General features: G+C 41.9%; 25 protein-coding genes. 3 read left to right on the plus strand and 22 right to left on the minus strand.

The window, feature by feature from the left end:
• Complete coding sequence (locus BMX02_RS01840) at window positions 1-1,083, plus strand: mechanosensitive ion channel family protein (protein ID WP_167879272.1); 1,083 nt, start codon at window positions 1-3, stop codon at window positions 1,081-1,083.
• Between the two features lie 86 nt (window positions 1,084-1,169).
• Window positions 1,170-1,745 (plus strand): YciC family protein, encoded by a 576-nt coding sequence (locus BMX02_RS01845; RefSeq protein WP_091688552.1) that lies wholly within the window; start codon window positions 1,170-1,172, stop codon window positions 1,743-1,745.
• 79 nt (window positions 1,746-1,824) lie between these two features.
• Here the strand turns inward: BMX02_RS01845 and BMX02_RS01850 are convergent, their stop codons facing one another.
• The 21 genes from BMX02_RS01850 to BMX02_RS12340 all read right to left on the minus strand — a co-directional run bounded on the left by BMX02_RS01850 (window position 1,825) and on the right by BMX02_RS12340 (window position 21,753).
• Window positions 1,825-3,264 (minus strand): DUF7289 family protein, encoded by a 1,440-nt coding sequence (locus tag BMX02_RS01850; RefSeq protein WP_091688554.1) that lies wholly within the window; start codon window positions 3,262-3,264, stop codon window positions 1,825-1,827.
• A 138-nt stretch (window positions 3,265-3,402) separates the two neighbouring features.
• A complete protein-coding gene (locus BMX02_RS01855) occupies window positions 3,403-4,818 on the minus strand; it encodes a DUF7289 family protein (RefSeq protein WP_091688556.1) in 1,416 nt (471 codons plus the stop codon).
• 14 nt (window positions 4,819-4,832) lie between these two features.
• Window positions 4,833-5,609 (minus strand): DUF7289 family protein, encoded by a 777-nt coding sequence (locus BMX02_RS01860; RefSeq protein WP_244624983.1) that lies wholly within the window; start codon window positions 5,607-5,609, stop codon window positions 4,833-4,835.
• 23 nt (window positions 5,610-5,632) lie between these two features.
• Window positions 5,633-6,106 (minus strand): DUF7266 family protein, encoded by a 474-nt coding sequence (locus BMX02_RS01865; RefSeq protein ID WP_091688560.1) that lies wholly within the window; start codon window positions 6,104-6,106, stop codon window positions 5,633-5,635.
• A 9-nt stretch (window positions 6,107-6,115) separates the two neighbouring features.
• Window positions 6,116-6,958, minus strand: coding sequence for a hypothetical protein (locus BMX02_RS01870; protein ID WP_091688562.1), 843 nt, complete (start codon window positions 6,956-6,958; stop codon window positions 6,116-6,118).
• Between the two features lie 20 nt (window positions 6,959-6,978).
• Window positions 6,979-7,587, minus strand: a complete 609-nt coding sequence (locus BMX02_RS01875) for a DUF7288 family protein (RefSeq protein WP_244624985.1) — start codon at window positions 7,585-7,587, stop codon at window positions 6,979-6,981.
• Between the two features lies 1 nt (window position 7,588).
• A complete protein-coding gene (locus BMX02_RS01880) occupies window positions 7,589-8,089 on the minus strand; it encodes a DUF7287 family protein (RefSeq protein ID WP_091689077.1) in 501 nt (166 codons plus the stop codon).
• Window positions 8,090-8,134: 45 nt separating this feature from the next.
• Entirely contained in the window at window positions 8,135-10,243 is a 2,109-nt protein-coding gene (locus BMX02_RS01885) for a FlaD/FlaE family flagellar protein (RefSeq protein ID WP_091688564.1), read from the minus strand.
• A gap of 388 nt (window positions 10,244-10,631) precedes the next feature.
• Complete coding sequence (locus BMX02_RS01890) at window positions 10,632-11,249, minus strand: V-type ATP synthase subunit D (protein WP_091688566.1); 618 nt, start codon at window positions 11,247-11,249, stop codon at window positions 10,632-10,634.
• Between the two features lie 21 nt (window positions 11,250-11,270).
• A complete protein-coding gene (locus BMX02_RS01895; RefSeq protein ID WP_091688568.1) occupies window positions 11,271-12,656 on the minus strand; it encodes an ATP synthase subunit B in 1,386 nt (461 codons plus the stop codon).
• Between the two features lie 2 nt (window positions 12,657-12,658).
• Window positions 12,659-14,395 (minus strand): ATP synthase subunit A, encoded by a 1,737-nt coding sequence (locus BMX02_RS01900; RefSeq protein ID WP_091688570.1) that lies wholly within the window; start codon window positions 14,393-14,395, stop codon window positions 12,659-12,661.
• Window positions 14,386-14,685: a V-type ATP synthase subunit F gene (locus BMX02_RS01905; RefSeq protein ID WP_091688572.1), complete on the minus strand. Its 300-nt coding sequence runs from the start codon at window positions 14,683-14,685 to the stop codon at window positions 14,386-14,388. The genes BMX02_RS01900 and BMX02_RS01905 overlap by 10 nt, the downstream gene beginning before the upstream one ends.
• Complete coding sequence (locus tag BMX02_RS01910) at window positions 14,685-15,758, minus strand: V-type ATP synthase subunit C (RefSeq protein WP_091688574.1); 1,074 nt, start codon at window positions 15,756-15,758, stop codon at window positions 14,685-14,687. Before BMX02_RS01910 ends, BMX02_RS01905 begins: the two co-directional genes overlap by 1 nt.
• A 7-nt stretch (window positions 15,759-15,765) precedes the next feature.
• Window positions 15,766-16,317, minus strand: coding sequence for a V-type ATP synthase subunit E (locus BMX02_RS01915; RefSeq protein WP_091688576.1), 552 nt, complete (start codon window positions 16,315-16,317; stop codon window positions 15,766-15,768).
• 52 nt (window positions 16,318-16,369) lie between these two features.
• Window positions 16,370-16,609 carry a V-type ATP synthase subunit K gene (locus BMX02_RS01920; protein WP_091688577.1) on the minus strand — a complete coding sequence of 80 codons (240 nt, stop codon included), beginning with the start codon at window positions 16,607-16,609 and terminating at the stop codon, window positions 16,370-16,372.
• A gap of 4 nt (window positions 16,610-16,613) precedes the next feature.
• Complete coding sequence (locus BMX02_RS01925; RefSeq protein ID WP_091688579.1) at window positions 16,614-18,554, minus strand: V-type ATP synthase subunit I; 1,941 nt, start codon at window positions 18,552-18,554, stop codon at window positions 16,614-16,616.
• Window positions 18,547-18,873, minus strand: a complete 327-nt coding sequence (gene ahaH / locus BMX02_RS01930) for an ATP synthase archaeal subunit H (protein ID WP_091688581.1) — start codon at window positions 18,871-18,873, stop codon at window positions 18,547-18,549. The genes BMX02_RS01925 and ahaH overlap by 8 nt, the downstream gene beginning before the upstream one ends.
• A gap of 230 nt (window positions 18,874-19,103) precedes the next feature.
• Entirely contained in the window at window positions 19,104-20,297 is a 1,194-nt protein-coding gene (locus tag BMX02_RS01935; protein ID WP_091688583.1) for a radical SAM/SPASM domain-containing protein, read from the minus strand.
• A gap of 28 nt (window positions 20,298-20,325) precedes the next feature.
• Window positions 20,326-21,183, minus strand: coding sequence for a polyprenyl synthetase family protein (locus BMX02_RS01940; protein ID WP_091688585.1), 858 nt, complete (start codon window positions 21,181-21,183; stop codon window positions 20,326-20,328).
• 48 nt (window positions 21,184-21,231) lie between these two features.
• A complete protein-coding gene (locus BMX02_RS01945) occupies window positions 21,232-21,612 on the minus strand; it encodes a cytochrome c maturation protein CcmE domain-containing protein (protein ID WP_091688587.1) in 381 nt (126 codons plus the stop codon).
• Between the two features lie 15 nt (window positions 21,613-21,627).
• Window positions 21,628-21,753 (minus strand): CcmD family protein, encoded by a 126-nt coding sequence (locus BMX02_RS12340; RefSeq protein ID WP_091688589.1) that lies wholly within the window; start codon window positions 21,751-21,753, stop codon window positions 21,628-21,630.
• A 185-nt stretch (window positions 21,754-21,938) separates the two neighbouring features.
• On the opposite strand from BMX02_RS12340, the gene ahbD reads away from it, so the two are divergent.
• Window positions 21,939-22,979: a heme b synthase gene (ahbD, locus tag BMX02_RS01955; RefSeq protein WP_091688591.1), complete on the plus strand. Its 1,041-nt coding sequence runs from the start codon at window positions 21,939-21,941 to the stop codon at window positions 22,977-22,979.
• 306 nt (window positions 22,980-23,285) lie between these two features.
• On the opposite strand, the gene BMX02_RS01960 is transcribed toward ahbD, so the two are convergent.
• Window positions 23,286-23,630, minus strand: coding sequence for a hypothetical protein (locus tag BMX02_RS01960; RefSeq protein WP_135643976.1), 345 nt, complete (start codon window positions 23,628-23,630; stop codon window positions 23,286-23,288).
• Window positions 23,631-23,803: the final 173 nt, after the last annotated feature.

Here is a 23,803-nt window from a genome sequence, read left to right on the forward strand (position 1 = left end):
ATGACATTCAATGAAACAGTATCCATATATGCCCAGCAAATATTCGGGTCACTTTTTGGTGCAATTGAATACAAGTTAGCATTGGCAGCCTCGATAATGGTATTATCGGTGATACTTGCTTATCTGGTAGATATTATTTTCAAGAAAGTTCTTCTGCATTTTACCTCTAAGACGAGATTTGAGATCGATGACCTTGTGATCAAGGCAGTAAAACGTCCTATATATTACACTGTGATCCTGATGGGAGCATTCCTTGCACTTTCCGTGATAAGTGGTGCAGAAAGTTACCTGTTATTTTTCAATGACATATTGCTGACCATATTGGCATTGATCTGGATCTTTACATTGATCAATATCAACAAGATACTGTTTGACAATGTCATGCCATCGGTAGTAAAAAAAACAGAGACGAAGATCGATGATGAAGTTCTCCCACTTCTGAAAGGCATCTCAGATCTTGTAATTGCTCTGGTCGGTATTGGCATGATCCTCGAAGGGATATGGGGAGTGAATATTATTCCTTTGTTTGCATCTGCAGGTATTGTGGGTATTGCTGTGGCATTTGCTGCCAAGGATGCTATTTCACAGTTCTTCGGCGGTCTTTCCATCTATTATGACAAGCCTTTCAAGAATGGTGACCGCATTGAGATAGGGGACGGGCAGATCGGGATCGTAGAAGAAGTTGGTATCAGAAGTACCAGGATCCTTGATTTCTACAATAATATGATTATTATCCCGAACAGCATAATAGCAAACAACAAGATCATAAATTATACGTCACCTCAGCCCAAAATGATGGTGAAAATAACCATGGGAGTTGCGTATGGTTCTGATGTCGCAAAGGTAAAAAGGGTCCTTTTGGACATCGCAAAGAGCATAGACCTTGTTCTGGACTATCCTGAACCATCGGTACGCTTTGATAACCATGGGGATTTCAGCCTTGATTTTGCATTGATCTTATGGGTGAGGTATCCTTCAGAGAAGTTCAGTGTCATAAATGAAGTTAACACGCTGATAGACTCAGAGTTCAGGAAAGAGGAAATTGACATACCATTCCCCACATACACGATCCTTAAGCAGTAATAAGTTCATTCTTTTCATTCTTTTTTAGTGAGGCAGTTGCAAAATTATTTATGTTCATGCCCCCATTTTATTTTTGAGGTGATATTGTGGATTTTGAAGGTATATTCAAACGAGCATGGGATGTTTTCAAGGAGAACATTGCTGCTTATGTCGTAGCTACATTGATAGCTTTTATTGGTTCTATATTCATTGTGACCATTGCACCGCTTTTCTATGGTCTTGCCTACATGGCTGTGAAAGGCATGGGTGGGGAAAAGGTCGAGATCAATGACCTGTTCGAAGGTTTCAATAATTTCGTGAAGAGCTGGGTGTTCTTCATTTTATTTGCCATTATAGTGGGAATAGGATTTATGTTCCTGGTACTTCCGGGAATCGTGCTTTCAATCCTTATGATCTATGCCCTCCCTCTTCTTGTGATAAGGGGTTATGGCGTAATGGATTCCATAAAAGAAAGTATTGAGATCTCCAAGAACAATTTCGTCGACACTCTTGTGCTGGCAATCATCCTGTGGGTGATCAGTGCAATAGGTGGCATGATCTATGTTGGTTCTTTACTGACCACGCCCTTTTACTTCCTCGCATTGGTGGCAGCTCTCGAATCACAGATGGGTGCAGAAGGGTCCTATACTGCTGAGTATACGGAAGTCTCGGATGTTGAGTGAGGAATTTAAAATATTATTTTTGGGTCATAGGTTAATTGTTCTATGACCCGGTTTGATTTTTGACTAGGTTTTTTGAGGTTCAATTCACAGTAACATCTAGCTCATTTTGAGTGATGTGCAGGTAGGTAATGTAATTACCAAGCCCATCATAAATCAGAGTAACTGTGGAAGTGCCGTAGTCTACTGGGTCACTCCCACCCTTACCATTATCCAGATAGATTATGACAGAACCATCTTCTGTTATCAATTTCATGTAGTGTTGTGTCAGATCATTTATCGAAAAGTTTTCATCATTTTGATATATCTCGACATCAGGAAGTTCTGTTGTAGGTCCTGAAGAGCCCCATGAGAAGTCTGGATTGGCACCATCGTTCGAAGGAGGAACATATCTCATCATAAAGGAATCATTTAGTAAATCCACAACTGCACTTTCTTCAGCTTTTTCGCCACTTATGGTGTATAGGTCTATTCCCGTCCATTCTTCTATATAACTAGAACCTACGGCAGGATCCTCATCCTCATAGGTGACAGAATGAATATCAATTCTATCTGGCTTCTCTCTTTTCTGAAACTCATATGTGAGTGTCCGGGTTCCGGAAGTTACTTTCAGTTCAGAATTCATTGATTTTAGTCCCTTAGCGGTCGAATCTCCAGCTTCAAAATCATAATGGAATTCATGTATTGGTTCTTCTGGTTCTGGATCAATTTGACCTACTTTTAGGCTGTTAGTGAGTGGCTGTGTTCCCATTGGGGGTTGTGTGGTGAAAGAAACGATGGCTGTTTTGTTTTCATCATCCAGTGTTGCACTTGTTTGGGTCATCGAGTTTGCGTAGTTTGCCCATGCTTTATAGTAGTCGCTTTTAATATAGACGACAACTTTATCGAGGTGCTCAGTAGGATTTGTTCTGCTGACGGAAAGTGAAGTGTTCGGGTACAAAATATATGGCTGATTGTCAGATGTGACAGAGATCGCGGTATTACCATTACCAGTAACAGATGAGTTACCATTTACGGTCATTATTGGCAATGTGAGCGTTTTTCCATTATAATGAAACTCAGGTGGTGACACCATAACAATTCCGCCTTTTGATCCATAGTCTGACCATACCCCACCACCTTCATAAGCTACTGTTCGATCATCTTTAACATATTCTACAGTACCCAATGAGCAGTTGAACTCCTCTGTCATATTAGTTGTAGTATTGATGAGTTGGATCGTCATGGTGCCCCGTTCAGCTTCACCGGGGCTGTTTACATTTATCTCACCACCCATAAGGGACACAGACGTTGTTTGGCGTGGTGACTCTCCAAGTGCCACTTTACTAATACGCGAATCCATAACGGTAAAAGCCTGCTCTACTTTCTGTGCCTTTGCACTGTCCTGCATATCATTGAGTACAGGGACATTATATACTAATATAATACCAACGGCAATGATGGCAAGTGAGTACATCAATAACAATCCAACAACTGAAGAAACCGCTTTACAAGAGTCAAATGATCTTTGTTTAGTCCCCATATCCACCAATCCCTAATTGTATAAACTTGGTCATCAAACGTTTTACTACATTAATTTATACTCTCAGCATACTTATCTTTTTGTGCAGTATACTGGAATTTTTGTTGTATGATATCCAGTATTTCTATTATGTAAAGTTCAATTTACTACGTATGCATTCAACTCATTTTGAGTGACATGTAGATAGGTAATAACATTTCCCAGTGAATCATAATTGAGAGTAACCTTGGATGTACTATAATCCATAGGATCCTGTGAACCACCATCCAGACTGAATTCGATTGGATCTTCTTTTGTCATCAGTTTTATATAATGCTGTGTGATTTCATCCAGTGCGTATTGATCAGAAACGTTAATATCAACATTTGGCAGTTCACTTGTAGTTCCGGAAGGTCCCCATGAGAAATCTGTATCTGCACCATCCTGGGTGGGTGGACTATATTTCATCATGAAAGATTCATTCAGTAGATCTACACTTGAGAACTCATCTGCTTGTGCTCCTTCGATTGAAAATACTTCTATCCCTTCCCAATGTTCTATATAGTCAGGACCTACCGATGTATCCATATAGGTGACATAAAGTTCTAATTGATTAGCACCGCCCTTTTTTTGCAAATTATATGTAAGAGTCTTTGTTCCAGAAGTTGCTTTCATTTCATACTTTTTTGGGTTTAATCCCTGAGATTCTGCAGCTTCAAAATGAAAGTTGAAATCGTGGACTGGTTGCAAGTTGGACTTATTTACCTGGCCCATTTTTATTTTATTTGTGAGGCTAAATGTTCCCATTGGAGGGGTTGTATGGAATTCAATGATGGCTGTTTCGTTTGCATCATCAACTGTTGCACTGGTGTAGATCAACGTATCTGCATAATTAGCCCATGCATCGTAGTACTGGCTTTCAATGTAGACAATGACCTTGTCATGTACAACGGGATTCTTTCTTAGGACAGAGGCTGAAACATTCGGGTACAATATGTGTGGTTTGTTGTCAGAAGTGACCGCAATGTCAATATCACCTTTGCCACTGGATGATGACCTGCCATTGATAGTCATTATTGGTAATGTGAGAGTTACTCCATTATAATGAAATTCTGGTGGAGATACCATAATAGTTCCACCCTTTGATCCATAGTTTGACCATACTCCACCACCTTCATATGCTATTTTTCGATCATCTTTGATATATTCTACAGTGCCTAGTGAACAATTGAACTCTTCTTTTGTATTATCTGTTTGATTGATGATCTGGATCGTCATCCTTCCCTTTTCAGTTTCATCCGGGCCGTTTACATTTATACTGCCTCCGCCAAGGGTTATGGATGTTGTCTGCAGGGGGGATTCTCCAAGTGCCACTTTACTTATACGTGAGTCAAGAATTGTAAAAGCCTGCTCGACTTTTTGTGCCTCAGCATCGTCCTGCATTTCAGCAATCATGGGAACGCTGTAGAGAAACATCACAGTAATACAAATGATTGTAATTGAGAATATGAGCAATGATCCAACAACAGATGAAACGGCATTGCATGAAGTGTATAATTCTTTTAGGCATTTCATCTGTTATACCTACCTCATTCGATACTCATATCGAGTGATGATTTTAGTACATGTACATCGATGTTTTCAGTATAATCTTTATGTGCATGTACACTGGATTCTGTATTGTTTACTTCTACCTGCATTTCCAGGGTGTCTCTCAGGTAGTCTTCCCAGGCGGTATAGTATACACTCTTGATAGTAATGTCAACTGCTGAAACATTTTGGTAGCTGTAGACCGAAGGCACCCCATCTTCTCTTGCTATTACTCGTATAAGTCCTTCTCCTGCAATTCCATCTGTTCCCCGAATTGGGGCAAAAGGTATCACAAGCAGATTATCGTTAAAGACAAACTGGGGTTCTCGTACCATTACAGCATCGCCGGTTTGGTATTTTGCCCAAACTCCAGTATTCTCGTATGATATGGTTGTACCTTCAAATTCGTTCTGTAAAGATCTCATTTGACTGTCTATCGCTGTCTGATTTTCCTTTGCAGGAATAGAGGAATTCCATGTTTGCAATGTCATATTCATATGGCTGTCACTGGTGACCCAAATTCCGCCTCCGTACATTTTTAGTTCCACGGACTGGGAGGGTGCATTGTCAAAGACGACCTTATTTACGTTCTCTCCAAGAACTATGAAACTTTGCCTGATGTTCTCTTTGTGTCCACTTTCCTGCAGGTTTTGAAGGGCAGGGAATCCTGCAACTGTTATTACAGTTATTGCAATGAGCATGATCCCAAGTATGAGTACTACATCAACTACTTCTGATACTGCATTATCCGATTCAATTATATTTTTTCTTACCATATATATCAGAACCTTTGAGTTGATCAGTAGATTTCGACCATATTTGCTGTGCTGTTATATATCATGTAATGCTCCTCTGATGCACTGCTTATGGTAGTACTCATTAGCTGGATGTTTCTCATTTCATAAGGTATTTTCACTCTTGTTTCGTCACGTCCATGAGACTCAAATATCATCTCATTGGTCTGGTTTGAAAATTCAACAGAATAATAGTCATTTGCTACTTTCAGAGGCAATAGCATCTCATATTTTATTTCATCAACCTCTCCGCCTGCAGTGTTGGTAATGTTCACTATAGTTTCCATCTCTGTAAGCTGTAGTGCAATGTTATTTCCATGGATCTCAAATTCTTCTCTCATGACCGTATGCTCTGCCTGGTCCATCATATTGTAGGATGCATTCATTACAAGTACAAAAGTGATGACTGTTATTGAGAAAGTAAGTATGAATCCAACAGATGTTGCTACAGCTTTGTTGTCATGGAATATTTGCTTCATGTTAGATCCTCATGGTACTGTGATAGGTATTGAGACATTGATCTTGTTATTGCTGGAAGCGACACTTATTGTTGCATTGACCACTTTGTATCTTTCTTCAACAAACGTGTCTCCATCTGCAAGTCCACCGGAGATTGAGTAATATCCCATAGCATTGCTTGAGTTCACAAATTTGATCTTATAGATATCACTTGCTGTAGATGCACCAAAGTTGAAGTCCGATGCACCGCCATTGATCTCATTGCCAGTAATATTCAGGTATATGTTTGATCCGGTCTTAGAGTATGTCTGACCTGGTACAGTTATAGTGATATTGCTACTATCATTGTATACTTTCATGAACCAGATCGATGTACCGGATTGGTTTATTGCACGCACTTCATATGCATTTGATGCATCTCCAAGTTTGGATGTATTTGTCAGATCGATCATGAACTTGTTCGTTTGACTTATGTTTTTGACAAGAACCCATTCAGGGTTACCTTCATAGAGTCCATTCTCGGTAAAATATGCATCACTGAGTGTACTGTTATCGAAAGAAAACGAATATCCTTGGAATGCATACAGGGCTGATGCTTCAGTTGCATAGCTGTCCATATATTGTGTAAATACAGACTCATTGATCGGTACTGTTCTATTATTTGTAGCATTATAGTAAGCAGCCCTTGTCGCCTCATCTGCCATCTGGGCAATGTTAGATATCTCATAATTACTAATATCACTGGTGGATTCCGATGCCATGTTGCTTGCATAGATGATATTGCTCAACAGTATTGTTGAAATAACCAGTGTGGACCCTATGGCAAATGCAGCAAGTAACAGCAATTGTGCGGAATCATCGAACTTTCTCATGTTAACATCCCTTATTTATTTTACATACGCCATAAAGTAAGTTTCACATCGACTATATTGTAGAGGGCAGTTGTAGTATCAATGTCTGGTATGCTGGTAGTGGTTTCATAAAATGTAGTATTTCCAACATCTGAATCAGACAGTAATACTTTCCTTGAGATAATTACAGCATTGTCAGAGGGATCTCCATTGTATATATAGTAATTTTCTCTTCCTGAAGCCGTGGAATAACTGAATTGGATATTGTGAGCTATTCCATTCTCCACTGCAACGAGTTCCAGCATATCTACTACAGTTCCATTAAGCGAATTGCTCTTATTATCATCGGACTGGTAATTTGTGCCGTTCCAAACATACATTTCCCCATTCCAGTTAATGATCTCATTTTTCAGGTCGGAGTTCTGTCCATATGGTGCATGGTCAAGTGCAGTTAGCATATCCTGGCCCATTATGTATATCTGGGATTCAATGTGGGCATTTGCAGTTGATGAAGTGAGTGGTGTAAGCGACGTTGCCTGGACTGCGAATAAAAGTATAGCTACCATTATGGTTGCAGCCATTATGGCTTCAAGTGTATGCATCTGTGCGCCCTGATCATTCCCAATATCAGATATTCTTGGAGTCCACATATTACCACACCCTTACTGATAGTATGGCTGTTTCAGTTTCTCCAGTATCAGAATCTTCAATAAGGACAATACGTTTGGTTTGTCCGATATTATCGGAAAATGGAAGTGTTTTTCCTGCCATACGTACTTCTGTACTGTTATCTAATGTTACATTAAGTTCATATCTATGATATTCTCCTCTCAGCCCCAAGGCATCTGCTTCATTTTCATAATTGTTGGAAAGCAGATCAAAATAATCATTAGTCTTGTCTCCATCAATAAGGTTTGGTGTATTGATGTTACCTGCACTGATCTCCTTCTCAGTGATGGATGTAGCAACGCGGTCAGCAACAAGTGTGATCTCATCAGAATTGGACTGGAACGGTGTGAAGAGTCCTGCTGAATACTGGAATATGAAGAATAATGCAACAATGAATATGGTAATTCCCATCAGGTAATCGATGGTTACCTGTCCTTCGTCATTTCTTCGAAGTTTTCTATTAAGCAGATTAGGTTTGTTCATATTCTTCATTGTTCCTTTCTGGGATATTTCCTGATGCATGGATTATCATATACCATATATCTCTGTACCCTTCTTAACTTTTTTGATATTTTTTTCGATTATTGACAATCGATTCTTATCTACTTTAAGTCCTGCGAGCTGTTCGATGAACCAGATGGATTTCACATGATCATCAGGTGCGAGCTTCCAGTCGGATTTCTCGATGTAATAGTCGATACCTTCTGCATATCGCATAAGTTCAAGGCGAATATCTTCGCTGATCCACCCAAGTTCCTCATAGTAGGAAAGGATGTCTACGAGGTGGTTACATCCGACAAGTTCCATAAGGAATTCAAGCCATTCCATACAGAGCTTCATATTAGTGGAGTTTTTGATTATATTGTTCAGCTGGACATTTTCACCATTTGCACGATAGCTTCTTGCCCCAAGGTTCTTGAACTCTTTCTCAACAAAATCTGTTAGTGATAGCAATTCATCTTTGAGCAGTTGATCTTGTGCTTCACTGTCTGTCCTGAGTTCCTTGTTAGCATTATGTGTGTTTTCTACACTTCTTATCAGGTCAGAAGTTACTGAATGGAGTTCAAGCATTCTTTTTTGGGATTCGACCTGTATGGTGTTCATTGTGGTCAGGGTCTGGTCCAGTTCATCGATGCGGTTATTTGTCTCAAATATCTCTGCAGACCTTGAATTGCCGAATTCAGTTAATTTCTGCATCTGTTTTAGCATAATGCCGTAAGAGCCTGTAAGTTCCACAATGTTCTGCTCAATGGTATTAAGTCCGGTCTTAAGCTCAACATTATCAGTGTGAATGCTCTCCAGTGTGATCTCAAACTCATTGAGACGTTCTTCCAGGAATTCTATCTGTTCTGCAGACTCATCGACCCTCATATTGATAATGGAACTGGACTTATCCCCATCCCTTTTTATGGAATTGATAGAGCTTTCCAGTGTATTTATCGTGCCAGAGATGTTTTTAATATCCTTGCTGAGGTCTCCATTACCCTGCTTTGAATACGCAAGTTCATCTTTTATTTTCTGGATCTCTTTGGAGGAGTATCCAATATTAAGATCGTTATCCGGACCAATGGGAGCATTTGTATGTTCCGTTTCCCCCACTTCAGTTGTTCCTTCTAATGATAACTTGTCAAATTGAATGCCAGGTGGTTTCCATTCGGGAGCATTCTCAATATTTTGCGGGTCGATAGGAATTACCGTTCTGATCTCTTCTAATGTCGGAGTATTTATATTTTCATAAGGTAAACTTCCTTTTTTGCCGGAAGTGAGATCCACATTTATTTTTACTGGTTCAGTAACGTCTTCCTCTATCTTAACTTCTGATGCCGGAGGTTGCCATTCTTCCATTCTATCAAGAAGTTTTCTCTTGTGAGTGAATCGTTTGAAGGTGTTTGTAATTAATGCCAGGATCCCTTTCTCATTTTTGTTAACTTTATCCTCTGATTCCTGTGATACATTTTCCAGGTTTGAACTCATATCAGGTGTTGCTGGCGGGAATAATGGTGTTCCTGATACAGAATTTCTTTCTGTATTTGTATGGGATTGCGTTCTGGGTTCAGGTGGTTTGAATGGATCATATGTCGTATTTTTCGGTATGGCTTCGAAAGGCTCCCTTTCTAATTCCTGAGGCGGTTTATTTGAATCAGTATCAATGGATACTTGATCTGCGTAAGGTAAAACTGGGCAGCTGTTGTCATCCTCTGCCGGGAACTCCGGTTCAAACAAGGGTAATGACCTCTTCCTTGATCCAGTGCCTTTTTCAGGAGTGATTTCTTCATTAGCTGTGGCAGTGATCCCATTGATCGGACCTTCAGCTGTATTTTCCTGAATATTGATAGCTTTTTTTAGATCCTCGTCTTCCCTTTCATCGTTAATAAAAAGTGGTGTGTCAATATTAACCGAGTCCAAGCTTCGATTCTCAATTCCATCGATGATAGAAACTTCTGGTTTAAGATCGTGTTGATCTACTGGATTAATATGGATAGTACTATCTGCAACAGTCCCTGGATCTTTATTTTTCGGGTCGCCTATCGGGGTAACAGTTGTATTTGCCAGAAAAGGAGCGTCCGCTGTAGCTTCTGTTCCAAAAGGAGAAGTCTGTTCCTTTTCTTTTTTATTTCCCCACGGCAGTTCACTCATTGCAGACCAACTTTTGAGTTTAATATAATTGCTCTCCGGAGCCTTTGAGCTTGTAAGTAAGCTCTTTATGTTCCTCAGAAGACACAACGATTTTGTTAAATTTGCATAGCTCTGCTTATTATATGTTTGATTTTTATTTAAGGCTTACTGATTATAATGATGGTGATGAGTCCAAGTTCTTTGCATTAACTGACACTTTCACTACTTACAGGTTTATGTAAGACTTAAGGTTGAAATAAATCAAAAGATAGCCCAGAACCAGCATGCCAAGTGAAACTATCCATGCCCATCTCAATATGCGAGCCAGATTCTCGGGCTGTGTTAAAATAAAAAAAAGTCTGTCGGCCAGGTTTGGCCGATCAGAGGATTTGTGCTGCATGAGAAAGCCTTATGCTTTGATCCTCTTCAAGCGGAACGTGTTTTCTCTTTCCATCTCTTCAAGACGAAGACTGATGAAGCTCATACCTTCCTTCAGTTCAGGTATTACCTTGAACTCAAGTGCATTGACACGCCTTTTTGTCTTTTCGATATCATCAAGAAGCTTTTTCATGGTTGTCTCGATCTCTGCTGCCAGAATGATCTTTTCAACCAGGATCTCATATGAATCGACGGCTTCATCAATGTAGGAGCTTGTTCCGAGAATTCCGTATCCACGCTTGTTTATGGGTTTACGCACACTTGAGGATTCGATCTTTGGCACTACTACACCCATGATGTTGTGGCTTTCGAGCTCGATCTGTGGTGCATCCTTCATTGCGAATGCTGTGGATTTGACAGTCATCCTGCCTTCCACAGATTCTGCGATACCGATCTTCTCATTGGCCTTTTCATAGGCAGCATCCAACTCTGAACGTACATCCTTTGCCTTGCTTAAGATATCAAAGAACTCAAGGATAAGACCATCCCTCTTCATCTTCAGCAGCTTGTGGCCACCTTCTGAGAGCTTGATCTTCTTCTTCAGGTCAATGAGTTCTGATCGAGTTGGTTTAACGTCTTTTGCGCCCATTATAGATCCCTCACTATAGTATCACTCACTGGTCTTCTGGTGAGCAGGGTGGTACTTTTCAATGTACTTGTTATCGATCCTTGTGAGTTGTGCTTCAGGCAGCTCTGAAAGGATCTCCCATGCGACTCTTAATGTATCGTCGATGGTACGGTCCTCATCCCTGCTCTGGCGAACAAATCTGTCTTCGAACAGATCTGCGAACTCAAGGATCTTCCTGTCTCTTTCGGACAGTGCTTCTTTACCGACGATAGCAACCAATCCACGAAGGTCACGACCTTCTGCGTATGCTGCATACATCTGGTCAGACACTGCCTTGTGGTCATCTCTTGTCTTTCCGTCTCCGATACCGGAGTTCATAAGACGGGAAAGGGATGGCAATACGTTGATCGGTGGGTAGATACCCTTCCTGTGAAGTTCACGGGAAACCACGATCTGTCCTTCGGTAATGTAACCTGAAAGGTCAGGGATCGGGTGAGTGATATCGTCACCAGGCATGGTAAGGATAGAGAACTGGGTAACAGATCCCTTTAAGCCTTTGATAACACCTGCTCTTTCATACAGCGATGCAAGATCAGTGTACATGTAACCTGGGTAACCACGTCTTCCTGGAACCTCTTCTCTTGCTGCACCCATCTGACGCAGTGCTTCACAATAGTTTGTGATATCTGTCAGGATAACGAGTACGTGCATGTCATGCTCGTAAGCAAGGTATTCTGCAGCTGTAAGAGCCATCCTTGGAGTGATGATACGCTCGACAGCAGGGTCGTCTGCAAGGTTAAGGAAAACAACAGCCCTTTCAAGAGCACCTGTCTTCTCGAAGTCCTCCATGAAGTACTGCGCTTCTTCGTTGGTGATACCCATTGCAGCGAAAACCACTGCGAAATCTTCATCGCTTCCTGGGACCTTTGCCTGTCTTGCGATCTGAAGTGCGATCTCGTTGTGTGGAAGACCTGCTCCGGAGAAGATAGGAAGTTTCTGTCCTCTCACAAGGCTATTTGTACCATCGATTGTGGAGATACCTGTCTGGATAAAGTCCTCTGGAGGCATCCTGGAATATGGGTTCATTGCTGCACCGTTGACGTCCACTCTCTCATCAGGAACGATACGTGGTCCACCATCGAGTGGTTCACCGGCACCTGAAAGGATCCTTCCAAGCATGTCCTTTGATACTGGCAGCTTGATAGTCTCGCCACTGAAGACTACACCGGATTCTTCGTTGAGTCCGACTGTACCTTCGAAAACCTGGACAACTACCATATCTGCAGATGTATCAAGAACCTGACCTCTCTTGGTGGTTCCGTCCGGCAGGTTGATCTGAACAAGTTCACCATACCCTACAGGTTCTGTCTTATCAAGGAAAATCAGAGGTCCGGAAACCTCTACGATCGTTTTGTATTCTTTGGTCATGTTCAGTTGCCTCCGAGCTGAGCAAATTCTTCATCCATCTTTGCCATGACTACATCCAGTGCAGCATCGAAGTCCTCTTCGTATTTAACTTTTGCCAGTTCATCCTTTGACTCGATAGTAATGATCTTGTTCATTGGAACTCCTGACTCAAGTGCAGCTGTTGCCATCTCACCGTACTTTGTGATAGATTTGAGAAGCTTGTACTGCTTTTCAAATGGACAGTATGTGTCGACAGGGTGGAACGCATTCTGCTGGAGGAAGTATTCCCTCACCATACGTGCGATCTCAAGGGTCAACTGCTGGTCTTCCGGAAGTGCATCTGAACCTACAAGCTGTACGATCTCCTGCAACTCGGATTCCTGCTGCAAAAGGTCCATTGCATTGTCCCTGAGGTCGGTCCAGTCAGGTGCGACATTTTCGGAGAACCAGTCTGCAAGACCCTGAGTGTATAGACTGTAACTTGTCAGCCAGTTAATGGATGGGAAGTGTCTTCTCTGTGAGAGCTTTGCGTCAAGAGCCCAGAACACTTTAACGATACGAAGTGTGTTCTGTGTGACAGGCTCGGAGAAGTCACCACCGGGTGGTGATACTGCACCAATAACTGTAATTGAACCGTCAAGTCCTGCAAGTGAGTTCACGGAACCAGCACGCTCATAGAACTCTGAGAGCCTTGCTGAAAGGTATGCTGGATAACCTTCTTCACCAGGCATCTCTTCAAGTCTGGATGAGATCTCTCTCATTGCTTCTGCCCATCTTGAGCTTGAGTCTGCCATGAGTGATACATCGTATCCCATGTCTCTGTAATATTCTGCAATTGTGATTCCAGTGTAAACTGATGCTTCACGAGCAGCTACGGGCATGTTGGATGTGTTTGCTATAAGAACTGTCCTTTCCATAAGTGGACGGCCAGTCTTTGGATCTTCGAGTTCAGGGAACTCGTTCAGTACCTCAGCCATCTCATTACCGCGCTCTCCGCAACCAATGTAGACCACAATATCTGTGTCACTCCATTTTGCGAGCTGCTGCTGTGTAACTGTCTTTCCTGATCCGAATGGACCTGGAATTGCAGCGGTACCGCCTTTTGCGACAGGGAACATTCCGTCAAGGATCCTCTGACCTGTGATCAAAGGCTTGGTTGGCATGAGCTTCTTAGCTACAGGACGTGGACCTCGTACCGGCCACTTCTGCATCATTGGAAGCTCGGTTCCATCAGCGAGTACACATACAGTTTCATCGACCCTGAAGCTTCCGCTCTTGATCTCTTTTACTGTGCCGGATACTGTTGGTGGGAGCATGATCTTGTGCTCGATGTTTGCAGTTTCCTGAACAACACCAATAACACTTCCACCTTCTACAGCATCGCCGTTGCTTACTGTTGGCTTGAACTCCCATGTCCTTTCACGGTCAAGTCCGTTTGCAGTTACTCCTCTCTCAATGAAGTTGCCCATCTTTTCCTGCAACACCTGGAGAGGTCTCTGTATACCATCATAAATACTTTCTAATAATCCGGGTCCAAGTTCCACGGATAAAGGCATACCAGTGTTCACTACAGGTTCTCCCGGTTTGATACCGGACGTATCTTCATATACCTGAACAGTGGCCTTTGCGCCCTGGATCTTGATTACTTCACCCATCAGTCCTTCGTGACCTACCTTGACCACATCGTACATTCTCGGTTTAATTCCTGTAACTGTGACGACCGGTCCTGCCACACGATAAATTTCACCATTTACTTCCACAGATCTACACCTACCGATTGTTTTATCTTTTCCCTTAAGTTTGAGCTTTCACCAGTTCCTCCGAGAGTAACGACTGTTGGCTCAACAGACTCACTTAGAGTGTCTCTCAAAATTTCCGGTAGTTTGTTAACGTCATCGCCATGCATGACAAAAATGCCGACATCGGAATCCTTTAGGACCTTTGTGACCATGGATTCCAGCTCATCATCTTTGGCTTCGTATATTTTTTTGACACCAGCCAGTCTGAATCCTGTAACAAACTCGCTGTTACCTACTACTGCTAATTCCATTAGATCACCAACTGGTTCCTGATTATTTCCTCATCAAGATTCGCTGCTTTTCCACGCAGTATAATGCGCAGGTTGTTCACTTCATTCTTCTTGTTCAGGACATAGTCCATGATCGGAACAATGGATAGTGGGTACATATGTGAAAAGCTTGCAGCGGATTTGATGCTGTGTCTTGTGAGTTGAGTTTCCAGATCGACCAGTGAATCCATTTCCGGGCTCACTATGTCAGAGATGTCTTCCCAATATGGATATTTTTCAAGTGAATTGATAAATTCACTGAAAGGAAGAGGCAATAGCTTTTCGATCTCTTTCATGCTTAAATGAAGACCGCCCTCAAGAATGAGGTCTGCAATTTCGTCCTCGCCGACACCTGCTTTCTTTAACCTAAAAAGTGTACTGAGATTCTTTATATCGATCTCCGTGCGGATGAACTTTGAGAACAGCTTGCGGTCATTGGACCCCGGAGTGCCGATCGCGTAGAACATTCCGTTATAGTACTCTTTGTCAAGCTGGTTTTCAATAGCAGAGAGGTTTGTCCCATCATATCCTTTTAATGTCGGGTAATAATCGGTCCCACTGAGAGCATCGATGACACTTTCATAGGATTCTTTTTCTGCAAGGCTTGACAAAAATGTATAAGACAGTTGTCCGGCTGCTACGAGACTATCGTTGATCTCTTCTACTGATGCATTACAATACTTTCCACGTAGGATCGTTTTGATGCTCCATATATCGTATTTCTTTAAATATTCAGAGATCAGGTAGTTCAACTCGCCTTCTGATATATTGATGATCTTTGTAAAAGTGACACCTAGGTTTCTGTTCAATGCATGCTCGAACAGATCCACGCCGTCATATACTCTTGCCAGTTCGTCGACATCCTGCTTATATTGTGATTCTTCGATGAAACGTGTGATCTCATCAATGCCCATGTTCATAAGTCGGGGATAGGTCTCCCTTGGAAGAAGATTGCTCTTCATCGCTCGAACACGTGCTGTCGCATAAGCATAATTGGAGCCACTTCCGCGGTGAGTCGGACTACTTTTCCTTTTTAATTTTTGCAAAAGCCGCATTTTGATATCACCCGAACAAGATATCAGATGTTTGTTTCAATGATTGCTCATTAACATTCTTCAGGATTATGTCATATGTATAATCCAGACGAATTGTCCCATCATTGTTCTCAATGACCACGCCACCAATACAATCAACATTGCCAGCATATTCCAATGAAGAGAGTTTTCGGACAAGTTCCTCAGAGTCTTTGTTAGAATATATTTTGCTGCCGTTGCCTTCATTCTGTTCAATGATGGCCTTCAACAACTCTTCCTGTTTTTTGGCAGGCAGGGCTACAATAGACTCTACTGAATTGTCGTATACTTTATCAAGGACTTCTTTGCGGGCATTAAGCGTTGCACGTTTGACTTCCAGGTTTGCACTGGATGTCTCCTGTTGGCGTAATCTTTTGATATCATCTTCAGCTTTTGCAAGACTGTCTCCCATGATCTTTTTTGCAGACTGCCTAGCTTCATCAAGTATCTGAGATACTTCTGCATCAGCTTCTGCATTGACCATGGTAACATTTGCTTGCGCAGCATCCATGATATCTTTTATAACTGTTTCGAGTCCCATGCTCTGACACCTTCAGAGAATTTAAGAGCAATATAATTGCTCTCAAATTAACTTAGCTGATAAGCAGTGCGACGACAAGTCCGAAAATGACGATTGTCTCTGGAATGACAGTAAGGATCAAACCTTTACCAAACAGGCTCTCGTTCTCTGCCATTGCACCTACTGCTGCTGCTCCGATATCTTTTTCTGCAATACCTGATGCAAGTCCTGTGAGTCCTACTGCGAGTCCTGCTCCAATTGCTTTTAATCCTGCTGGGTCCATCATTGCTGTTGTTGCTACTGGGTCTACCATTTATTCATTCCTCCGTGTATTTTCTTATATATCCGAATGGGTTGTATTTTCTTCCGCCACCTTCGTAGAATTTACCGAAAAACTCTACATACTGCAATCTGAGTGCATGTAATCCAGGGGCTATTATACTCAGGACTGTGTTTAACGCATGTCCGAATATGAATACTAGTATTGCGCCTACTGCTGCTATGATTCCGCCCTGAGGCAGGATCATATCAAAAGCTATGAGATTGACAGTAGATGCAATATAAATTGATGACAATCCTACTGCTATTAAACGAGTGTAGGAAAGTGCATTACTTAATAGTGCAGGTAATTCGATAGGTCCTTTTACGCCTTCTCCTTTAACGAGCATGACGAATCCTATAAGGAACACTATGATCCCTATTATTTGTGTAGGTGCTGTACCGGTGTAACCAAGTACTGCTAAGATTATTCCAAGTTCTACTACAAGCCAGCTACCTTTTTCAAACATTGCTGCAGCAAAACCGTGGTTTCTCTTCTCGTTTATGAATCCAATCACGTATCCGAAATTGATATGAAGCACACCGATAAGTGCTGTTGCAGCTATCATTGTCATAACAATATGTGTACGGTGGATTGGATATGTGATCACTTCTCCGGCGATCGGGGAGGCGAACAGTGTTATTGTTTCGAATCCTGCGATCAGTCCGGGCACTGTACCGTGATCTGTGTGCAGACTTGCAAGTGGGAATCCAAGGAACTCGCCGTAAAGGATACCAAATATCAATGTTGATACCTGACAGTAGATAAGTACATTCATCAGAGGTTTGACTGCATCTGATTTGACCATCTTTTTGATTCCCATGGCAAGTGCCAGAAGGATCAATGCGTATCCGATATCACCAAGGATCATTCCATAGAAAAGTGGGAATGATATGAATATCAGTGTTGTTGGATCGATCTCATTGTATTTTGGACGTGCATACAGGTTCATTATTTCCTGGAATGGCCTTGCGACCTTTGGATTGTCATACTCGATTGGTATGATGTCCGTATCCTGTTTGGTAATTTCCTGCACTGATACAAAAGCTCGTCCGTTTGTTGCAGTGTTAACGATGCTCTCAAGTCCTGCAACACCATCTTCCGGAACCCATCCATCTATCATGAATGTGTGTTCAGATGTTGCAATTTTGACTGGAGCTTCTGCTTTTTCGGATTCGATAGCAAGCAGTTCTTCACTGGCAAGTATGAATTCAGAATATTTCTCTTTGATCGATGAAATATCTGTTTCCAGTGATTCGATCTGTTTAAGGATGTCTGCTTCTTCCTTTTCAATGCCTGCAAGTAAGGTTTGTGGTATGCCACTTATTTCAGGGATCCTGAGCTCTCTGAACTCAAAGTTTGAAAGGATCTCTGAAACTGTTGCTTCATCCTCTTTCTTGACAAACAATGCTACAGTTCCGGTATTCTGGTCATACTCCATCTCGTAGGTCGATGTAACCTTTGAGATAGCAGGACCAACATTTTCCTTGACAGTACCTGCAAAGACTGCGATGTTCTCATAATTACGATACAATTCCATCTCAATTGGAATTGCTGAGAATGGCGCAAGGTCTTTCGCCAGTGTTTCAAGTTCCTTTAATCGTGATTCCAGTTCTGATCTCTGTTCTGTTTTCGCAGTAACCTCTTCATCCAGTTTATCAAGTTTGGATTCAAGGTCATTTAAAACAGTGTTAACCTTCTGTTTAGGTGCATCTGATTTCTTGACACCAAGGAAGGATGAAATAGATCTTAACTGAATAAGCTTTTTAGAAACATCACCTGCGTTTTCGAAAGGTCTGCCAAGTTTGAGTCCGGAACCATCTTCATTGTAATTCTCAAGGTGGAATAGATTGCTGCTATGGAGAGCCTCAATTGTTTCTTCCATAATGTCCTTGTGACCTACAATGACGGCACGACTCATCTGTTTTGGCTTAAGCATGAATTGCCCTCTCGAATTCTGTGACTAGATTATCAACGGCTTTATGAACGTTAGCTTCAGCTTTTTCACTGATGCTTTCTGCTTCACCGTTGCCGTTAGTAATAATTTCTTCAGATTCCTGTTTAATTGTTTCTTCAGCAGACTTAAGTGCACTCTGTGCAGATTTCGCTGCATCAGCTTCTGCCTGTTTGATGATCTCTCTGGCTTCAGCACGAGCATTCATTATACGCTCGCTCTTATTTTTGAGCCCTTCCTCCACCATTTTGGCCGCACTTTGTTCTGCTTCCTTTATTTCGGATAATATTTTGTCTTTAGCCATATAAATCCTCAATATATCTATAAACTGTTACTTAGCGCGATTTACTCACCCCTATAGCAAGCATGCATATAAGTTATTCGGTTCCGTCTTTCTGATTGTGGAAATGTTAATAATTTATCATGGGATATTTGCAAAAAATACTTAAGTTCTGACTATCTGCAAACCTGATGTTCAGTTTGTCAGAACCTTTTTTGAGATTCCTGTCTCTCAATATAGGGGTAAAATTAGATTCAGTTCTTTTCCTGGAGGTCGATCCTTAAAGGTATATTTGCATCCTTGGGGATCGTATGGATGTATTCCTTCCTGAACTCCGGGTTTCGCATCATACAATACTCTGCAGAACCTTTGTATGCACGGTGTTTGCCCATACGCTTCCATATGTCTGCAAGACTGTCCTCTCTGATGTTGCCAAAGGCAAGTGGGGTGTAAGCACATGGCATGACGTCGCCACCGGATGTCACGTGGATCCATCTTCTACCGGCAAAACAGCCAAACTGGTCAGGTCCCATGAAATAAGGGAATGCTGTAACTCTTGGTCCATCTGCTGCCATATTCTTTTCTTTCTGGAACTTCTCCAGCCTTGAAACATCCTTCTGGCTGATCGTTTCATCTTCGCGTTCAAGCCATCTGCCAACAGCGATGATCTCGTAGATGGACATCTCATGCATTCCAAGGCTCTCTGCCAGGCCATAGAAATCTTCGAGGTCGTCAATATTGTCCGGGGAAACCACAACGAACATATCTGTAAGAATACCTGCATCAAGACTATTTTGAATTCCATCCATCGCATTTTGGTATGCCCCCTCTCTTCCGCGAACACGGTCATGCTCACTTTCAAATGGACTGTCAATGCTAATATGTGTCGCAAAAAGACCGGCATTCTTAAGGTCCTGTGCTCTTTCAGCTGTTAACCTGAAACCAGAGGTAAAACATGTGGCAATAGCCTTTGTCTTATCGACACTGGCAACCATGTCCGCAATATCGGTTCTGAGCATTGTTTCGCCACCATCGAATTGTACAGAATATGTTCCAAGTTCAATAGCTTCTCCTACTACCCTGTTAATTTCATCAATGCTCAGTTCAGGGTCGGCAACGATTCCTGCAGCACCGCAGTGAATGCAATTGTAAGGACATTTATCAGTGATCCCGATCGAGAACTGGTCCGGAATTCTTTTTTTCATAATGGCACCGATCTGTGCACTTATGAGCCTGTTGAACGCAGTGCTTGGTATCGGTGGGGACCATGTGGAAAAAATGATGTTCTCCTCATCTGCTCTGATCGGTTTCTCTTCCTGGAATATCTTATTGATCCTTTTGATAACAGGACTTGCTATTGTTGAAAGAGGTCCTTCTATATCCAGAACGACTTTTCCGTTCTCTGTACTTGCATTTACTTTGATTACTGATTTTTCATATACCCGCATATCTTCACCTGGGTTTTTATGATTGATTTTATTTTGGAAGCATCTCAATGGTTATGTAGTCGGTGATCTCAAGAAGTTTGTTTCTTGCATCCGATGGCTCAAAGTTTGAAAGTATCTCTTTTGCCATTTTCACATATTCCATTGCAATTTCGGTTGCTTTTTGCACAGCCTGCCCCTGTGTCATCTCCTTCTGATATATCTGTAGCAGGGAAATGGATTCATGACATGATCTTTTATCATCTGTACTCTCTGTATATTCCAGCAGATCATCAACGATCTGGTATGCTATTCCCAGTTTTCCCCCATAGTCTTTTAAGAGTTCTGCTGTAGCTTCATCAGCTCCTGCGATATAAGCTCCCATGGTTGCGCTTGCAGCAAAAAGGGATGCTGTTTTCTTATCAATGCAGTCAAAATAATTATTGTCTTCAAAGGTTCCGGTTGTGCTTTTTATGTCAATGGTCTCCCCTTCGGCCATTGCCATTCCTGCACGTCCGAATGCCCTGACCACCGGGGCATCATATGATGATATAAGCTCGATGGACTTTGAGATCATATAGTCACCTGCAAGCATTGCAGCTGCGGGTCCGAATTTCTTGTGCGCGGATTCAACACCTCTTCTTATGACTCCCTCGTCAAGGATGTCATCGTGTATAAGGGATGCCGAATGGATAAGTTCGATGGCAAGGGCAGCATTAACTGCATCTTCAGAATTGCTTCCGCATATTTGGGAAGAAAGCATCAGTATAATTGGTCTGACCCTTTTGCCGCCGGATCTGCAAATATGACCGACCACTGATTTCATCTGGGATGAATCGTCCATACTGTTGATCATATCGTTCATAGCATCGTTGATATGTTGGTATTCTTCCCATTCTTCGATGTTCATCGCATGCCCTCATATATGGAAATTTTGTTTTTGTTCTGGAATTTTATTTTATTCGGAGTACTTTGACGGACAGCCCATGACTATCTGTTCTGCATCGATCATTGTTTCAGATACCATGGTTCCTGTCAGACTGATACTTTTTCCTTCTGCCAGGTTTGCAGGAAGGTCTGCGGAATATTCTACATTTATCTCATAGTTCTCATCTTCTGCATCTGCCAGTGTGAATGTGGTCATTTCAGGTGAAATGCTAAGGCTTCCATTCTTCACAATTCCCATGGTGTTGACCTTTTGGCCTAAATGTTCCTGTGGATTGGCTGTGATGTCAGATACCGTGTAATATCCCTGCTCGACATCTACACCCCAGAGTCCGATCGCCATCACTGCTATTATTGCAATTATGGTGAAGATCGTCTTTCGTTTTTTATCCATGTGCAAACACCTTTATCATTTAAGCTTCCGAATTTTGGAAACCAATTGTGAACGGTTGTATATCAGATAAATAATGTATGATATTAGCACTATCCATGTAATTACAAAAGCTGTCTGAAATGCCTGTATTCCCAGTGCCATGCGCGTTCACCTTGCATCGATTTTTGTCGTTGGAAATATGTGGTTTCCTATGTGTGATCCATGCCTTGACGACACGGTTTAATATGGGTTCTGTGTAGTATATTGCCATACTATTTAAGTAAATTGAACGAATGTTCTATTGTACTCTTACATTATATATATTGCATAAAGGAGAACTGTCTGATATGGTAAAACCTCCACGACTTATCGCATGGGAACTGACATGGGGTTGCAATCTTTCTTGTGTCCATTGCAGGGGCTCATCAACCTCAGAAATACCCGAAGGTGAACTTTCTACAGATGAGGCAAAGCACTTCGTTGACGAGATCGCTGAAATTGGCGATCCGATCCTCATTATAACCGGTGGGGAACCACTTACCCGAAAGGATGTTTACGAGGTCGCAAGATATGCGACTGATAAGGGGTTACGTGTTGCTCTTGCCACGAACGGTACCCTTCTTGATGAGGACGTTGTGAAAAAGCTCAAAGATGCCGGGGTTCAGCGAGTAAGCATTAGCATTGACGGGTCGACAGCAAAGACGCACGATGAGTTCCGTGGAGTTCCCGGTGCATTCGAAGGTGCGATGCGTGGGATCGAATATCTCAAAAAAGGTGGGCTTGGGTTCCAGGTAAACACCACGATCACAAAAAGGAACATTAACGAGATCCCTGAAATACTTGACCTGGCAACTGAGATCGGTGCAGAGGCTCTTCATATATTCCTCCTTGTCCCCACAGGCAGAGGCAAGAACCTTGAAAAGGAAGAGATACCTCCGGTTGAATATGAGCGTGTTCTCAACTGGTTCTATGATCAGCAGAAGCATGTCAGTATCCAGCTAAAGGCAACCTGTGCCCCTCATTATTTCAGAATAATGCGCCAGCGTGCTAAAAAGGAAGGCGTAGAGGTCACCGTCAAGACCCATGGTTATGAGGCAATGACCCGTGGTTGTCTTGGAGGTACAAGTTTCTGTTTTGTTTCAAGCACAGGTGACGTTCAACCATGTGGTTACCTGCCTGTTGTTGCAGGAAACATAAAGGAGCAGAGCTTCAGGGAGATCTGGGAAAATTCCAAATTGTTCAATGACCTTCGGGATTTTGACAGTCTGGGTGGCAAGTGTGGGAAATGCAGCTATAAAAGAGTGTGCGGTGGCTGCCGTGCTCGTGCTTATGCTGCTACAGGCGACTACATGGCCGAAGAGCCGTACTGTATATATGTACCCAGATAAAGGCTGCATGTATCTGCTCCGGTAAAAGGTCTGCCTTTACAGGAAAACATTATAATCTAATGTCGTAGATGTTTTAGGTTCCATTCTTTATGTTTTCACTGCAGTCTTTTTGTCAGAAAAGATATTACAAAACAAATAGGAGTGCCTTTCGAAAAATTTTCATAGAAATTAAAAAAAGAATTATAACGATGGAAAATCTTTGTTCCCAACCTCCATGCATTTATGCAAGTTTAATTTCTATTTTAAACAGTCTTGGATTACATTTTCTAAAAAACATTTAAAACAAATTCATCATCATCAAAATCTTCAGCTTTTTGTAATTAACAGATTCACCTTATACATCATCAAAAATGTCAGGAAATATGCAACAACCGCCAAATACGAGTTCCACCAGTTCATATACTCCAAATAATCGACAGAAACAAGTCCAGCTTCAAGCATTGCGCCCACAACAGCAATCAGAAAGCTTGTAGATAGGGCGGTAGCCGTATCCCAGGTCCTAGGGAACAGGAGATAATAGGTTGCTCCTGCAAGGGTTGCAATGAAAAATACCTCTATCGGTACAAAACCCAGGAAAAGAACACTGTTTTTGGTGGTCCACAGGCCAAAGTGACCACCCAGGTTCTCGAAGAAAAAAATCAAAGATCGCAAGATACAATCCAAGCTTCAATGCCTCAAACAGGTTCTTGTGCAAAAGCACCGCAAGAACGGAAAAGATACCTATTGAAAGCATGAGCAAAAAAATCCAGATACTCATCAATGCCAACATCAACTCCCCCTATTAACCTCTATTGATATTTATCAATAGTATACTACTTAAAAAA

This window comes from Methanococcoides vulcani (assembly GCF_900111645.1).
GTDB lineage: Archaea > Halobacteriota > Methanosarcinia > Methanosarcinales > Methanosarcinaceae > Methanococcoides > Methanococcoides vulcani.